Annotated in this window: 16 protein-coding genes; 15 read left to right on the top strand and 1 reads right to left on the bottom strand. The window is 42.7% G+C overall.

Annotation, left to right across the window (positions count from 1 at the left end):
- The first annotated feature begins 149 nt into the window (after positions 1–149).
- The 7 genes from IGI50_RS20000 to IGI50_RS19970 all read left to right on the top strand — a co-directional run bounded on the left by IGI50_RS20000 (position 150) and on the right by IGI50_RS19970 (position 8,034).
- Positions 150–833, top strand: a complete 684-nt coding sequence (locus IGI50_RS20000; RefSeq protein WP_028020241.1) for a sugar transferase — start codon at positions 150–152, stop codon at positions 831–833.
- A 35-nt stretch (positions 834–868) separates the two neighbouring features.
- A complete protein-coding gene (locus IGI50_RS19995; protein ID WP_028020242.1) occupies positions 869–1,642 on the top strand; it encodes a YveK family protein in 774 nt (257 codons plus the stop codon).
- A gap of 21 nt (positions 1,643–1,663) precedes the next feature.
- On the top strand, positions 1,664–2,347 hold the full coding sequence (locus IGI50_RS19990) for a CpsD/CapB family tyrosine-protein kinase (RefSeq protein WP_438778277.1): 684 nt from the start codon (positions 1,664–1,666) through the stop codon (positions 2,345–2,347).
- Between the two features lie 65 nt (positions 2,348–2,412).
- Positions 2,413–5,298 (top strand): immunoglobulin-like domain-containing protein, encoded by a 2,886-nt coding sequence (locus IGI50_RS19985; RefSeq protein WP_438778276.1) that lies wholly within the window; start codon positions 2,413–2,415, stop codon positions 5,296–5,298.
- Between the two features lie 16 nt (positions 5,299–5,314).
- Complete coding sequence (locus IGI50_RS19980; RefSeq protein ID WP_028020245.1) at positions 5,315–5,797, top strand: DUF4352 domain-containing protein; 483 nt, start codon at positions 5,315–5,317, stop codon at positions 5,795–5,797.
- A 166-nt stretch (positions 5,798–5,963) separates the two neighbouring features.
- Positions 5,964–7,061: a non-hydrolyzing UDP-N-acetylglucosamine 2-epimerase gene (gene wecB, locus IGI50_RS19975; protein WP_438778275.1), complete on the top strand. Its 1,098-nt coding sequence runs from the start codon at positions 5,964–5,966 to the stop codon at positions 7,059–7,061.
- A gap of 25 nt (positions 7,062–7,086) precedes the next feature.
- Positions 7,087–8,034 (top strand): LCP family glycopolymer transferase, encoded by a 948-nt coding sequence (locus IGI50_RS19970; RefSeq protein WP_438778274.1) that lies wholly within the window; start codon positions 7,087–7,089, stop codon positions 8,032–8,034.
- 75 nt (positions 8,035–8,109) lie between these two features.
- Here IGI50_RS19970 and IGI50_RS19965 read toward each other — a convergent pair whose 3' ends face one another.
- Complete coding sequence (locus tag IGI50_RS19965) at positions 8,110–9,078, bottom strand: sialidase family protein (RefSeq protein ID WP_438778273.1); 969 nt, start codon at positions 9,076–9,078, stop codon at positions 8,110–8,112.
- A gap of 230 nt (positions 9,079–9,308) precedes the next feature.
- On the opposite strand from IGI50_RS19965, the gene IGI50_RS19960 reads away from it, so the two are divergent.
- From IGI50_RS19960 to IGI50_RS19925, 8 genes are all read left to right on the top strand, one after another.
- Entirely contained in the window at positions 9,309–10,001 is a 693-nt protein-coding gene (locus IGI50_RS19960; RefSeq protein WP_438778272.1) for a response regulator transcription factor, read from the top strand.
- On the top strand, positions 9,994–11,316 hold the full coding sequence (locus tag IGI50_RS19955; RefSeq protein WP_028020250.1) for a sensor histidine kinase: 1,323 nt from the start codon (positions 9,994–9,996) through the stop codon (positions 11,314–11,316). Before IGI50_RS19960 ends, IGI50_RS19955 begins: the two co-directional genes overlap by 8 nt.
- 111 nt (positions 11,317–11,427) lie before the next feature.
- Entirely contained in the window at positions 11,428–12,132 is a 705-nt protein-coding gene (locus IGI50_RS19950; RefSeq protein ID WP_028020251.1) for a Crp/Fnr family transcriptional regulator, read from the top strand.
- Between the two features lie 132 nt (positions 12,133–12,264).
- Positions 12,265–12,873 carry an ECF transporter S component gene (locus IGI50_RS19945; RefSeq protein WP_028020252.1) on the top strand — a complete coding sequence of 203 codons (609 nt, stop codon included), beginning with the start codon at positions 12,265–12,267 and terminating at the stop codon, positions 12,871–12,873.
- A complete protein-coding gene (locus IGI50_RS19940; protein ID WP_070509007.1) occupies positions 12,866–13,603 on the top strand; it encodes an energy-coupling factor transporter transmembrane component T in 738 nt (245 codons plus the stop codon). Before IGI50_RS19945 ends, IGI50_RS19940 begins: the two co-directional genes overlap by 8 nt.
- A complete protein-coding gene (locus tag IGI50_RS19935) occupies positions 13,600–14,439 on the top strand; it encodes an energy-coupling factor ABC transporter ATP-binding protein (RefSeq protein WP_438778271.1) in 840 nt (279 codons plus the stop codon). The genes IGI50_RS19940 and IGI50_RS19935 overlap by 4 nt, the downstream gene beginning before the upstream one ends.
- Positions 14,436–15,233, top strand: a complete 798-nt coding sequence (locus IGI50_RS19930) for an energy-coupling factor ABC transporter ATP-binding protein (RefSeq protein ID WP_438778270.1) — start codon at positions 14,436–14,438, stop codon at positions 15,231–15,233. Before IGI50_RS19935 ends, IGI50_RS19930 begins: the two co-directional genes overlap by 4 nt.
- Positions 15,230–16,165 (top strand): nucleoside hydrolase, encoded by a 936-nt coding sequence (locus tag IGI50_RS19925; protein WP_338288614.1) that lies wholly within the window; start codon positions 15,230–15,232, stop codon positions 16,163–16,165. The genes IGI50_RS19930 and IGI50_RS19925 overlap by 4 nt, the downstream gene beginning before the upstream one ends.
- Positions 16,166–16,276: the final 111 nt, after the last annotated feature.

The raw sequence follows: 16,276 nt of genomic DNA, 5'->3' as shown, positions 1-16,276 counted from the left end.
AAAATCAAAAAAGCGACAATTAATTGACGGTTGGATGATTCGCTTCTGTTCTACTATTAAATAGTTAGCTGTAATTATTCTAAAGAAGAATATTTTTGCAGGAAAGAAAAATACATCGGAATTGATGCCGATCCTTTGGAAGTGAAAAGATGAATAATATTTATGAAAATAATTCTTCGATTGAAGAATTCGTGTTATCTAATCAAGACGATTTCGGTACTTCTGACTTTTTTGGCAGGAGAACAAAAAGGGTCATCGATATTTTTGTAAGTATTGTGGGTTTAGCGATCCTTTTGATACCACTAGCCTTTACGGCACTGTTGATTAAGCTGGAAGATCCTAAAGGTCCGATCTTTTTTACCCAAACACGGGTCGGATTGAACGGTAAGCCATTTGTTATCTATAAATTTCGAACGATGTATGTCGGTGCCGAGAAGCAGCTTGCTGATTTAATGGCGAAAAATGAGATTGAAGGACCAATGTTCAAAATGAAGCGTGATCCGAGAATCACTCGAGTAGGTGGCTTTTTGCGAAAGTTCAGTATCGATGAATTTCCTCAGCTAGTAAATGTATTAAAAGGAGAAATGTCGATCGTAGGACCTCGACCAGCTCTGCCTCGAGAGGTGGAGCAATACTCCGCTTACCATTGTTTACGTTTGCGAGTAAAGCCTGGTTGTACAGGGCTTTGGCAGGTCAGTGGTCGTAATAAGCTTCATTTTGAAGAAATGATTCAGTTGGATCTGCGCTATTTAAATAGAGGAAGCTTCCTTTTAGATGTTCAAATCATGCTTAAAACCTTACTGGTGATCGTTACTCACTACGGTGCTTATTAAACCAGTACAAAAACTATTGGAGGCAACTGACCATTATGGATGAAAAATTCAATTTTTCCTTTTTGTTTCGAACCATTAAGGAAAAATTACCTATCATTATCTTTTGTAGTATCGGCGGGTTGTTGATTGGCGGCTATATTTCCTTTTTCTGGATTACCCCTCAATACAGCTCCCAGACCCAGATGATTGCTACGACCAAGTCGACAGAAGAAAACTTGTCCAACGAGATTACCGCTAACCTGCAGTTAGTGAAGACCTATAAGGAATTAGTGTTGAGCGATCTTGTGTTAGGGCGAGTACAGGAAAAGCTGAAGAGTGAAGAGAATCAAAGCCTCTCCGTTAGCGATCTGCGAGAGGCCATCACCTTAGAGCAGCAGCAAGACTCGCTTTTTTTTTCCATTCGAGCCGTGAGTGATCGGCCAAGATTGGCGGCTTATATAGCGAACACAACTTCACAGGTGTTTCAGGAGGCTTTGGCAGAAAGTCAGATCCCTGGTGAAATCTCGATTACCTCAGGTGCGACCGCCAGCAGAAACCCAATCTCTCCCAATCATAAATTGAACCTGATGCTGAGCTTCTTTGTCGGCGGTTTGGCAGGCTTTCTCTTTATTCTGCTGCGGGCGAGCTTTGATCAGACGATTAAATCAGAGCAGGCGATTTACGAGATTTTTGGCACCAATACTTTAGGGATCATTCCCCATACCACCAATGTGGACATGAAGATGTCTGCGAAAGACAAGGATCTTCTGAAAAAGAATTTGTCAGAGGATTCTCTTAGTGTGTCGAGAAGACAAAGAAAACGAGTCTAAAGTTTAGGAGCGGGCGTATTCATGAAAGTAAGAGAAACACGGTTAATTTCGATTGAAAATAGATTTTCACCAATCACCGAGCAATACCGAAATGTACGAACCAGTATTCAATTTGCCGCCTCTGCAGGCGACCCCTTAAAGCTGCTTTTAGTGACCTCCACGGAGCAGGAAGAGGGGAAAACCACCTTAGCCGCCAATCTAGCTGTTGTGATGTCAGAGACCAACAAGAAGGTTTTATTGATTGACGGAGATTTGCGGCGAGCTACTGCCGGGAAATATTTTAATATGCGTTCTAACCAAGCCGTGGGTTTGAGCACCTTGTTAAACAACGGAAGAAGTTCATTGAACGAAGCGATTCAACGGACCCAGGTGAAAAATTTAGATTTTCTACCTGCAGGGCCGATTCCGCCAAACCCATCGGAGCTGCTGAACTCCCTTCGATTGAATGAGCTTTTTAGCGAGTTAGAGGATCAGTACGATGCCATTATTGTGGATTCACCACCGTTATTGGTAGTGACGGATGCGCAGATTTTTTCCTCTAAAGTCGATGGAGTGATCTTAGTTGTTCGGGAGAATCGTACGAAACGAAACAATTTGATAAAGTGCAAAACCTTACTCGAACGATCGAAGGCACATCTGATTGGTGTTGTTTATAACGGGGCCAAATCCATGGGGGCTGGAAACTATAAATACTATAAGTATTAGAGGGGGTGATGGATGAATAGGCGGCGTTTCAACGAAGATCAGGAGAAAAGAAAGGGGAAAAAATAGTGAAGAAAAAGAGATTAATAACCATTGGGGCAAGCAGTTTAATGTTACTGAATACGGGATTAATGCCTGTCGTGTCCTTAGCTGAAGAAAAGACAGCAGACACAGAAGAGGTAGCACCAGAACAAGCAGATAAGCTGACAACAGACAGCTTGCCTGAAGCAGCTCCAGAACAAACTCAAGAGCCAGTCCAAGAAACACCAGAAGCAACAACGCCTTCTGCGACAACAGAAGAGCCTGAAGCAACGACAGAGGAATCAACTGCTGACAATGAACAAAAAGCAGATTCTGGCAGCCTTATCCAACCGATGGATCTTGGATTAATCGCATGGGGGAAAATCGGCCTAAAAACTTCTACAAACAAAGAACTAGTGATCAATAACCAAAAAACAGAGGGGATCTTAACCGTTGACTTAAACATCACACAATTGGCCAACATGGGGATCGCGGATAAAACCTTCTATCAAGTGAAATTACCAAACGAATTCAAACCGTTATTAGAAGATCCGCGCTTTATTAATTATTTATCAGGAGAAATGAAGGCCTACAATCTAGGTATTCCAATCAAATCCTATACCTACAAATCAACGGATATCAAGGTAGACCCAGAAAGCTGCTCATTGATCATCCAAAATCCTAAAATCACGACCATTATTGGGCTTTTACCACATGTTTACTGTTCAGTAAATATTGACCTTGGTGGATTTGTGACGGATACAGAAATTCGTATTCCAAACTCATTGGATGGTAAATACCATTTCAACACAGCTTTGACGCAGGATAACAATATCGTTGACTGGACTGTCGGTGGCGGAAAAGAATCTAGCGGCTACTTGGAATACAGACAGCTTGACCCAGCCTATGGAACAGAAAAACCTGTTTTAACAGCTGAAAACCGCAAAATTATTTTAGGTGATGACTTCTCTGGCTCATTTGCTATGAAGGGTGTATCAGCGATCGACAAAGAAGACGGTGATATTACTAAAAATGTCGTGATTACTGACAATCAAGTAAGAAGTAATGTACCAGGTGTTTACCCTGTGACCTATAAAATTACGGACAGTCATGGATTGACAGCTACCAAAACGATTGAAGTTACGGTTGGTGAAAATTCACTACCCGTTATCAACGCTGAAAACAAAGTCATCGAAAAAGGTGAACCATTTAATCCATTAGAAGGCGTTACCGCTCACGATGAAGAAGACGGCGACTTGACTTCAAAAATCATTATTAAATCAAATACCGTCAATACCAATGTTGTTGGCAAATACTTTATCACGTATTCAGTAGAAGACAGCCACAAAGGGATTGCGACAAAAGACATTGAAGTAGAAGTAAAAGCTAGCGTACACGGAATCACACCGAGCGACTACACTGTCGGAGAAGGTATGATTACGGGTACGTATGAAGGAAATGTTTCTTATCTTGAATTTTATGTAGACGGCCACTTGGTTTCAAGCGGTGGTACATTAAAAGATGGCAAGTTCACTTATGAAGTAAGCAGCGGCTTGATCAAGAAAAATTCGAAAGTCGTTCTAGTGGCTTATGACAAGGACAAAAAGAAATTAGATGAAAAAACAGTCAAAGTATTGTCTAATTACAGCGGAACAATTTCAGCATACGATTATACGATCGGTGATGAATACATTCGTGGAACGTATACTGGCGATGTGAAAAAAGCCAAAGTTATCGTTAACGGAAAAGTTCTGTCATTAGGCGGTACCTTCAAAGATGGTGAGTTCAGCTATTGGGTTGGCAAAAACGCGATTAAAGCGGGCGACAGTGTATTGATCAACGGCTATGACGTTGATGGCGATGTGCTAAGTCAAAACAACAAAGTGAATATTCTTGCTGCACCAGAAGCAAAAGGAACGATCACACCAAACAAATTCACAGTGGGTGCGGTTGAAATTACCGGAACTTACACAGGCGACGTGAAGAAGGCGAAATTGTACGTCAATGACAAATTGATCTCACAAGGCGGCACCTTCAAGAACGGTACTTTCACTTACTATGTGGGTCAAAATGTCATTTCAAAAAGCTCAAATGTTCGTTTAGTTGCTTTTTCTGCTGAGGATAAGGAATTAGACAGCAAAGTCGTACAAGTAGAGTCTACTACTTCAGGCACTCTTTTAGCTGATGCTTATACAGTTGGCGATGAATACATTACTGGTACGTACAGTGGCGATGTGAAGAAAGCGAAAGTCATCGTAAACGGAACGGTGTTGTCTCTAGGCGGTACCTTCAGTAACGGACGCTTCACTTACTGGGTTGGCAAAAACGCCATCAAAGCAGGCGACAGCGTGTTTATCAATGGTTACGATCAAAACAATGTCGTATTGACGCAAAACAATCGTGTGACTGTGAATCAAGCAGCTGCACAAAAGGGCACGATCACACCAAATAAATACACGGTTGGAAATGGAGAAATTACCGGAACTTACACAGGCGATGTGAAGAAAGCGCGTCTATCAGTAAACGGCAATGTCATTTCTTGGGGCGGAACCTTTAAAAATGGTACCTTCACTTATTATGTCGGCAGCAGCATTAAAGAAGGCGATGTTGTTACATTAAATGCTTATGGAGAAAATGATGTCCTGTTACAAGAAAACGTGAAGGTTTCCTTCACTAGCTCCTCTTACACAGGCAGCATCTCACCAAATGCTTACACAGTTGGCGCGGTTGAAATCACTGGGATTTATGTCGGCGATGTGAAGCAAGCACGTCTTTATGTAAATGGCGGATTGGTATCCATTGGCGGAACCTTCAAAAATGGTAGCTTCAGCTATTATGTCGGCAATGCGATCAAAAAGGGCGACAGTGTTTACTTGGTTGCTTATGATCCAGATGGCAAGGAATTAGATAGAAAAACAGTTCAAGTGAACTAGCGAACGGAGATTTTGGATGAAAAAATTATTATTAAGTATTGTTGCGGTTTGTTTTCTCTTAACGGGATGCGAATCTGCGAATAATAAGCAAGTAGATAACAGCGGAGAAAGCACTGCTCCAGTTGCTAAAGTAGCAGTAAAAGATGGATTGAACGAACCTTTCACAGCGGATGGGATTGAAATGAAAATTACTGACGTGACCAGCAGTGAGTCTGTGGACCAAGCCAAAAAGCCGAAGCAGCTGATCACCTTTACGGTAGAGTACAAAAATATTGGTACCGACGATAAAGGTATGGGAGCGATCGATTTTCGACTGGTGACCGATAAAAAGGATAAAGCCTACAGCGTCACTGAGGAAATGGAGGCATTTGGCGGTGTCTTGAAGCCAGATGAAACCGCTAAGGGCAAGTTGTATTATCTGATCGGGCAAGGAGAAAAGGCGAAGCAGCTACAATATGCTCCAGCAGGTAAAGCCCTTAAAACATGGAATCTAAAATAATTGATTTTTTCATTGTCCGATATTTCGCAAAGAGCAATGGATCTTTTATTGATTAGATCCTTAATCCGCTAAGTTTTGTATGAAAGTGAAGGATCTTGAAGGAGGAACGCTTCTCCTTCAAGATTCTTTGTTATAGCAGAAGAATACGCATAAAAAGGAGATACATATGCCGATGAAAGTATTGTCAATTTTTGGCACCAGACCAGAGGCGATCAAGATGGCCCCCGTAGTGAAGACACTGGAAAAGGACCCGCGCTTTCAATCAAAAGTAGTGGTTACAGGTCAGCACCGCGATATGCTGGATCAAGTATTGGAATTTTTTCAGATTACACCGGACGCAGATCTGAATATTATGAAGGAAAAGCAAAGCTTAAGTGAGATAACGACACAGATCATTGAACAGCTTTCGCCGATACTGACAGCGGAAGCACCAGATATTGTTCTCGTTCATGGCGATACGACCACGACCTTTGCGGCGGCATTGTCCGCTTTCTACCAGCAAATACCTATCGGTCATGTGGAGGCGGGCTTGCGTACCTGGGATAAGTATTCCCCTTTTCCAGAAGAAATGAATCGCCAACTGGTCGATACTTTATCGGACCTTTGCTTTGCTCCGACCAAGGAAAGTTCTGAAAATCTACAGAAGGAAAATCATCCGCAGGAGCAGATTTTTGTTACAGGAAATACTGCGATCGATGCGATGAAGTATACGCTGAAGGAAGACTATTCCCACCCCGCTTTGACAGCTCCTGATAAAACTCGATTGTTAGTAACGATGCACCGTCGAGAGAATATCGGAGCGCCGATGACGAGTGTTTTTCAAGCCTTGGCACAGCTGGCGAAGGAAAAAGAAGAGCTAGAGATCATTTTCCCAATGCATAAAAATCCTGTGGTTCGTCAATTAGCCGAAAAAGAGCTAGGGACACTAACGAACATTCAGCTGATCGAACCGTTGAACCTATTTGATTTTCATAATTTCGCTCAGCGCTGTGATCTGATTCTGACCGATTCTGGTGGCGTGCAGGAAGAGGCGCCGTCCCTTGGCATTCCTGTGTTGGTCCTGCGTGAAACGACGGAGCGACCAGAAGGAATAAAAGCAGGGACCTTAAAGCTCGTGGGCACAGATCGAGAAACGGTCTATCAGGAAACCCTGAAGCTGCTCGAAGACAAGCAAGCTTATCAAAAAATGGCTCAGGCAGTGAATCCTTACGGTGACGGCCAAGCCAGCGAACGAATCGCTGACATCCTGGCGCAGAGCTTATAGGACGATTAAGTAATGGAGGAAGCAAATGGGGAAAAAGAAAAAGCGCAATACTCAGCAGCGTAAGCAGAAGCTGAAGAAAATCCTGATTACGTTAGTGAGTATCCTGCTCTTCCTAGTCCTGCTGCTGACGGCTGTCGGCGCAAAGATTCTGTATGATGTAAAAGAAACGACCGATGAAGCCTATAAACCCGTAGCGAGAACGCTGGCTTTAGATCCGGTTGATTTGAAGAAGCAGGAGCCCTTTAGCGTATTGCTATTAGGGGTCGATACAGGCTCTTTGGGCCGAACAGAGCAGGGACGTTCAGATACGATCATGGTAGCGACAGTCAATCCGGCTACTAAGAAAACCGTTCTAGTCAGTATTCCACGAGATACCTATGGCGAGATTGTCGGACATGATACGATGGATAAGATCAATCATGCGTATGCCTTTGGCGGGACAGCCATGACAATCGCCACCATCGAGAAATTAATGGCTATTCCCATCGATTATTATGTGACGATCAATATGAAGGGCATCGAATCGCTGGTGGATGCCGTGGGAGAAATTGAGGTCTCTAACCCTTTCGCCTTTACCTACGAGGAAACCGAATTTCCAAATGGACCACAGTTTTTAGATGGCAGTAAGGCATTAAAGTATTCCCGTATGCGCTACGATGATCCGGAAGGGGATTACGGACGGCAAGCCAGACAACGGCAGGTGATCACAGGAATCATGAAGCAGGCGGTCAGTATCAAGGGACTAAGCAGCTATCAGGAAATTCTAGCCAGCCTAGACAGCAATATCCAAACAGACCTCTCCTTCAAAAATCTAGAGCTGCTGGCAAGAAACTATCGTGGTGCCTTCCGGACGATTCAATCTGAACAAGCAAAGGGAGAAGGCTTCATGCAGGACGGTGTATCCTATCAACGAATTTCACCTGATGAATTAGCCAGAGTTCAGGGACTTTTGAAGGAGCAGTTGAAGAAATAAGTTTTAGTTAAAAGAAGCTGCAAAAAGGCAGAGACCGATCCGTTCAGTCTCTGCCTTTTTTACAGCTTCAATCGCTTAAATGGCCGTGGAGTTACTCGTTATATCTTCAGACTTAGGTAATAGTTCATCCGGAAGGTCATCTAGCAGATCTTCGACATTTGGAATCGTGAAGTTCTCTGGCTTTTCTTCACTCCATGTTTTCCCGCCGTCAGTGGAGTAGAGGGTCTTCCCGTCTTCTGATTGTTTAGTGATGACGGATTTCACCTTGTCTTCAAAGCCTTCAGGTGCTTCCTCGGACCAGGTCCTTCCACCATCTGTGGAATACTGGATTTTCCCATCATTAACCTTCATTGAAACACCCCCTTCGACCGGAACGGTAAAGCCTTTTTCAAGCCAATCCTCAATTTCTTCTAATGGATCGTACCAAGTCTTCCCTCCATCTTCAGAATACTTCCATTGATTGCTGTTCGGATCAAACGTTGAGACATTTTTCTCATCCTCACTTTTCCAAGTCAATTTGCCATCCTTATCGATTTCCACGCCTGCTGGCTTTTCTTCTGTCCAGGTCTTTCCGCCATCAGAGGAGAAGGTCCATTTATTGTCTTTGCGCTTCATGATCGTCCCATTGATGGAATTGTCACTAAATGGAAAGTTGACGATGTCTTCAGTCGAGGAGCGGCTGATGCTTTCTGACCTAGAATTTTTGTAACGCAGACGCCCATCTTCATCTTCGTAGAGGCCTTCTGGCGGAGTGGTAGACCATGACACGCCTTCATCGGAAGAGAATTCCCATTTGCCATTGTTCCGACGAATTTTCACATCATCCAGTTTTGTTTTTTGTTTTCTCTTGTTTGTGAAGGAAACGTCCGTTTGGTTATAGGCGGTTGCCTCAGCAACGGCTTTCCCAATGTTGTAGGACACAAGTGAAAGACCAATTAAAATAGTGAGACCGAATACTCTGACCGTAAAAGGCAGGTTTCTTAAAATAGCGTACCAGGAGGTCGGTTGCTTCGGATGATCGTTCATTGACTTCTTGTTATTCATAATATCTACCTCATTTCATTTTTCTGAGTTTAGTGTAGGGGATGAAGCTATAATGAAGCTGTAATCGCAAGAGAAAAATTATTTTTTATTAGGTAAGATTTTTTGATGAACGGAAGTTTTATTTTTTACTAAAAAAGCAAACGTTACAGGTGTTCTTTTTAGTATTCAAGCTTCATTAGAGCTTCATCTTATATAATGAGGGAGACGCTGAGTGGTAAGGAGGACAGTAAATGAGAGTTTTACTTGTAGAAGATGAGTCGATGCTTGCAGAAGCGACGGCACAAATTTTAAGAAAACAAGGCTACTTAGTTGATCTAGCCGATGACGGAGAGTATGGGGGCGATTGCTTACGCTCAGGGGTGTATGATCTAGCGATTCTTGACATTATGCTTCCGAAAAAGGATGGATTGACAATGTTAAAAGAAGCAAGAGAGGCGGGCATTGATATTCCTATACTCATGCTGACTGCAAAGGGCGAGCTGGAGGATCGTGTTGATGGTTTGAATAGTGGAGCGGATGACTATTTGTGCAAGCCGTTTCAGTATCAGGAATTGATCGCAAGACTAAAAGCCTTAGGACGAAGAAAAGGAGAATTCAAGATCGATGGAATTCTCACTTTTGGTGATTTTGAACTAAATCCCTATAATTTGAGTTTGAAAACGCACACCGAAGCGCTTCGTTTAACGAAAAAGGAAGCAAATATTTTAGAAATTTTAGTGACCAATTATCCGAGATTGTTTTCAAAAGATCAGATCATCGAGAAGGTGTGGGGCTATGATTCAGAGGCTGAGTACAATCATGTGGAAATGCATGTCTCTCTTTTAAGGAAGAAATTAAGACAGGTTAACAGTAGGACACAGATCAAGGTGGTACGGAATCTAGGCTATTGTCTAGAATTTTCAAATGGTGACATCAATGATTAATCAATTTAAGAAACGCCTGATCCTGATGACGACAGGATTTGTGGCGATCATTTTGATCGCAGCCTTCACAACAATTTTTATCACGACCTACTTGAAGCAGCAGTCCGATAATCTGGATAAATTGAATCAGGCGGAGCAGCTGCGAATCACCGGCGGCAAAGTGACCTTTGATGAGAAACCTGCCGACACCATGGAGATAAATCGGATTGTCACTGGTGCAGGGGTTTATTTCAACATGCTGGTGGATGAAAACGGCAAGCCGATCATGATTGATTCTGCCTTAGAGCTGTCAAAAAAACAGTATAAAAAAGCAGCTAAATACGCATGGAAGAATCAAGAAGGCGGTACTCTAAAAATGAATGGTCGAGAATGGCAATACATGGTTGCACCGGCTATCGCAGATTTTGACTATGAGGACGCGGACAAGAATATCAGCAAAAATGATGCGACCTACCTGATGCGTTTTTTAGATATAACAGACTCGAAAAAGAGCTTGGCTTCTCTTTCAATGACCTTAGTGGTTGTAGGAGTGGGCTTACTGCTCTTCTTTTTCCTGATCATCATTTATTTCACGAATCGTGCCATTGCTCCGATGGAGGAAGCTTGGCGAAAGCAAAAACAGTTTATCGCAGATGCCTCCCATGAATTGAAGACGCCGTTAAGTATTATTTCCACCAATGTTGGTGTTCTCTATTCTAGTCAGGAAGACACGATACAGGAACAATTAAACTGGCTGGACAATATTTCGCGGGGAACAGAGCGGATGAATGGACTAGTGAACAAAATGCTGACGATTGCGAAAACGGACAATCTTTTTGAGCAAATGACCTTCACGAAATTTTCTATTGACGAGCTGTTAAGGGATACATTATCGAATTACGAGACGATCTTTGCGGCGAAATCAATTACGGTCAATCAAAAGCTGACCAAAGTAGTCGTAAAATCCGATGCAGCTCTGCTACAGCAGCTTTTCGATATTTTCATCGAGAATGCTGGGAAATACACCGATGAAAAGGGAACCTTTGATGTATTGATGGAATCAAAAGCGAAGGAAATCAAAATAACCTTTACTAATACTGGGGCTGGGATCACTGAGGAGGATCTTCCCAAGCTTTTTGATCGCTTTTATCGGACCAACGAGGTTCGTCAAAAGCACACAGGTAGCTATGGGTTAGGCCTTTCTATTGCGCGAAGTATCGTAGAGCAATTAGATGGTTCGATCAAGGTGGAGAGTACCCTAAATGAGACAACGAAGTTCACTCTTCGACTTCCCCTTAAAAAGGAAGGACACAACGGCAGCAGAAAAATTGGGTAAGGAGATACTGTTGGTATTGTCAGGATACGTGCGTATGCTATAGTCATTAAAACAGTCAATGAACAGGATGCTGAGGGTAACTGGATGATGGAAAATTGAGAGGAGACGCTATTGGAGAGGAATCGATTAAAAAAAATGTGGCAGCTTTACGGGAGTGAGAAGCGGTTTAACTATACTAAAATCCAAGATAGGCTAGGCGACAAGTATACGAGTGTAAAGTTTAAAAACAATGAGCAGATCGTCACACGTGGTGAATTTCCAGAATATATCTATTTTATTCGTAGTGGCGTAGCCGTCGGGATAAGAGAATATGAAGACGGCAGCGAGTATGACTATTTCCAACTTGATGAAACGAATGGCAGCATCGGGCTTCTGGAAACGTTAGCTCAGAAAGAGGAAATCATCGCGACGGTTACTTGCGCCGCTGATGTTGACGCGGTACGTGTTCCATCTGCGACAGTCTATCAATGGATCATGCAGGACTTAGATTTATTAAGGCTAAGCGCAAATCTTTTAGCAGAGGATTTGTATCATCGCTCAGGAAATGATGGTCTTTTTTATCAGCTTGAAGGCGTGGACCGACTCCGCTATTTTCTCGTTGAGTACTATGACAAGCAGGCGGGTACTACGACTGATTTCATTGAGGTGAAGGAAAACCGAGAAAAGATTGGGAATAAGCTGGGTATGAGTGTTCGAACCGTCGGGCGCTCCTTAAAGAAGCTGCGAGACAATCAAGAAATCAGCAGCAGAAACCGTAAAATTTATATCGGGCCGAATGAACGGCAAAGATTACAGGAGCATTTGATCCATATTTGAAAATTGGGTATTTCCGCCACGAAAGGACATGTGACCTTTCGTGGTATTTTCATTTTGACTATACTAAGAAAAAAAGGAAGGAAGCCCTTACAGAGACGGCTTGTTTTCTAAAAAAGGAAAGTAGGAGAAGAAATGAAACGAGGTTTAAGATATGACTTTGGGCTGCAGGCATTGATGCTGATTCCTGTAGGTGTTTCATTGAATGTTGTAGGTTATCAACTGTGTACGATATTAAAGCTTCCAGTTTTTATTGATCAAATTGGTACATATTTGGTAGCAATGGTCGCTGGTCCGTGGGTTGGGTTGATGACAGGGTTTTTAGGAAATGTAGTAAACGGCATGCTGAATCCAGTTGCGATTCCTTATGGTCTAGTTTCTATGAGTATTGGCCTTTTTGCCGGCTTTTTCTCACGCTTTAAATTTTTTAATCATCTAATCGGGATAATCGTGGCTTGCGGAGTATTAACGATCGTTTCTGCTGGGACAGCAGCAGTCGTGACTGTATTTATGTTTGGCGGGATTACAGGAGCAGGGACAGACTTGGTGACCGCGGCCTTTCTAGCGGCTGGCCGTCAGCTATGGGACTCCGTTTTTTCAACAAATATGATTACTGGTACGATCAATACGATCTTGAATTTTGCGATCAGCTTTTTAGTGGTCAAACGTATTCCTCCACGCTTTTTAATTAAACTGAATTATGGCGCACCTTACATTAGCAAGGAGGTCCTGAAGCATGGCTAAATCGATCGATCAATGGTACCCATCAACAAAATTAATGATTGTTCTGACAGTAATCATCATCAGTATGTTCTCGACAGCTAATGTGGTGCAGTATGTATTGTTTGGACTTTCTCTCTTATTGAGCCTCTGTTCGGGGAATATAGGCCGATTTTTAGCTACCTTTTTTAAATCTATTTTTATCATTGTGTTGTTTATTTTTCTAGTTCAGGTATTTATCGTGCAAAACGAGGACAGTCAATCGATCTGGTGGTTTATCGGCTATTCTCAAATCGGGTTGGCCACAAGCATTGGCTTATCCTCACGAATTGTAGCGATCAGCTCCATTATTATCTGGTTCTTTCAGGTCACTAGTGTGAAGGATATCGTTTCAGCGTTAGAAAAAGCTAGGATTCCAAAGAAGGTAACCTTTGTTATTTCTGCGACGATTCAATTGGTTCCTCAAATGAGCAAGCTTTCGCGCACGATCTCAGACGCGCAGCGGGCACGAGGGATAGAGACAGAAGGCTCTGTTCTTGTTCGTATGAAGGCGTTTATCCCTATGATGGGACCATTAGTGTTGACCTCCATCCAGCAAACAGATGAACGCGTATTGACCTTGGAGGCTCGTGGATTTTCTGCGCCAATCCGGAAGACGGCCTATTACTCAGTTAAAAAAACCGCAGTGGATTATATTGTCGTGATCCTTTGTCTATCAGGATTAATCGCATATTTTGTAGGAGGGCCATTATGAGCATAATTGAACTTGAAAATGTTACGTATCGATACCCATTAGATGCTGAAGCGACGATCAAAAATGTTGACCTATCCATTGAGGAAGGGAAAGTTTATGGATTGATCGGCAACAATCAATCAGGGAAGACCACACTGTGTAATATCATGCGAGGCTTCATTCCTGCGATGTTTTTAGGAGAGCTGAAGGGCACGGTTACTTATAAGGGCAAATCTATTCAAAAATACAATATCGGTGCACTGGCAGCTGAGATCGGCTATTCTTCACAAAATCCGTTCACTCAAATCTCTGGAGTAAAGGATACAGTGGAGGAAGAGCTGGCCTACGGGATGGAAAATATTGGTCTATCCGTAGAAGTCATGGGCAAAAAGGTACAGGAATTATTAGCACTCTTCAAGCTAGAGGAGTTAAAAGAAAAGAACCCTTTCGAGCTTTCCGGCGGACAAAAACAACGTGTCGCCTTGGCCTCGATTGTTGCGTTAGATCCGGAGGTAATTCTTCTTGATGAGCCGACTTCACAGCTAGACCCACAAAGTACGGAAGAAGTTTTTGAAATTATCGCCAAACTAAAAAAACAAGGAAAGACGATCGTCGTGATTGAACATAAGGTGGATCTATTAGCCGAGTATTGTGATGAAATTATTCTATTAGAAGAGGGACAAGTCATAAAGCATGGGACCGCCCACCAGGTTTTAAGCGATCCTGACATTTTAATACACGGTGGTTCCTTGCCGCAGGTAGCGCTGTTCTATTTAAAGCAGCTAAAGCAAACAGAGGCTGTGCCAATTACGATGGCTGAAGCAATCAGAAAACTAAAAGGAGGCGCCGTATCATGAATGTCTTAACCTTAGAAAATGTCAGCTTTACCTATCCCAATGGCTTTGAGGCAGTCCAGAACATCTCGGCGGACTTTCAATTAGGAGAATCTGTGGCTATCATAGGACAAAATGGTGCTGGTAAAACAACAACGGTCAAATTAATGAACGGTCTATTGCGACCAACTAAAGGACGAGTCTTAATTAATGAAAAAGAAACGCACACACTTACTACCGCTCAAATGGCAAAGCACGTCGGCTATGTTTTTCAAAATCCAGACGATCAAATTTTTCAAGAGAGCATTGAAAAGGAAATCGCCTTCGGTCCGAAAAAGCAAAAACTATCTACCTCTATTGTTAAAGAGCGGGTGGAGGAAGCAGCCGAGTTATGCGGCTTAACAGAAGTCCTGAAGGAACATCCCTATAATTTACCTTATTCAAAGAGAAAATTTATCACCATTGCCGCGGTTATGGCTATGGACCCTAAGGTTGTGATACTGGATGAACCAACGGCTGGTCAAGACCGCGAATCGACAGAATTGTTAGGTCAACTAATTAAGGAATTAACGGCCAAGAATAAAACCGTTATTACCATCACACATGATATGGAGTTTGTAATTAAGGAATTTCAACGCGTGTTAGTTTTTGCCCAGAAGCAATTACAAAAAGAAGGAACACCGAGAGAAATTTTTTGGGATGAAAAAATCCTAAGGGTCAGTGCCTTAAAGCAGCCATATATTTGTCAATTAGCGAAAGCGTTGGGCTTTGAAGGCATCATGACGATGGATGAACTAGGAAAGAAGGTTACCGCATGAAAAATCTTCTGATTGACTGCGATCCAGGTCATGACGATGCGCTGGCGCTCATTGCCGCTCTAGCGAATCCAGAGCATTTTACTGTGTTGGGAATCACTACGATCGGCGGCAATCAAACGCTGAAGAAGGTCACAGATAACGCGAAAAATGTTTTAAGCTTTTTAAATGTTGAGGTTCCTTTGGCATCAGGACAAGCAGGTCCTTTAGTTAAGGCACTCCAGACTGCCCCTGAAGCTCACGGGGCTTCTGGAATGGATGGGCCCTATTTTGATGGTGCGGATTACCCGATCTGTTCAACCAACGGTGTTCAGTTTTTAGCGGAGACGATTCTAAAAACCAATGAACCTGTTACATTGGTTGCCCTAGGTCCCTTGACCAATATCGCATTGCTCATCAAAAATTATCCCGAGGTCCTTCCTCTGGTTGAAGAAATATCTTTGATGGGGGGCGGGCTTCATCACGGCAATCAAACACCGCTAGCCGAATTTAATATTTACGTTGATCCAGATGCCGCGGAGATTGTTTTTCAAAGCGGTATCCCAATTATCATGTCTGGTTTAGACGTGACGGAAAAGGCTGAGATCACCGTTACTGAGATTGAACAGCTTAAGAATAAAGGAAAAGTCAGTCACTTAGCGTATGAGCTGTTGTCCTTTTATAACCAGTCGGGTCGTCAATTCGGCTTTATAGACTCTCCGATTCATGATCTATGCGCGATAGTCTATCTATTAAAACCAGAGATCTTCGAAGGAAGCTTCGCAGATATTCATGTCATTACAGATGAGTCTCCCGCGCGAGGATTGACCTATGGTGATTTTCGAAGAATTGCTTCAGCTGATAAGAACACATTCGTTTTAAAAGAAGTACATCGTGAAAAATTTGTTGAGGTATTGAAGAACGCTTTAGCATGGTTTGATAGCCAAGGGCAATAAACCAAGGTTTAATGCAAATTTGAAGACAGATCCCCCTGCACTCGCCAATTATGGTGGGTGTTTTTTTCTGCATGAAGGAAATTCCTCATTTCAAAAACACTCAAAACACTG

This window comes from Enterococcus sp. DIV0170 (genome assembly GCF_051710765.1).
GTDB classification, from domain to species: domain Bacteria; phylum Bacillota; class Bacilli; order Lactobacillales; family Enterococcaceae; genus Enterococcus_A; species Enterococcus_A raffinosus.
Note: the sequence above shows the minus strand (reverse complement) of the source record. Positions and strands in the feature narration are given on the sequence as shown.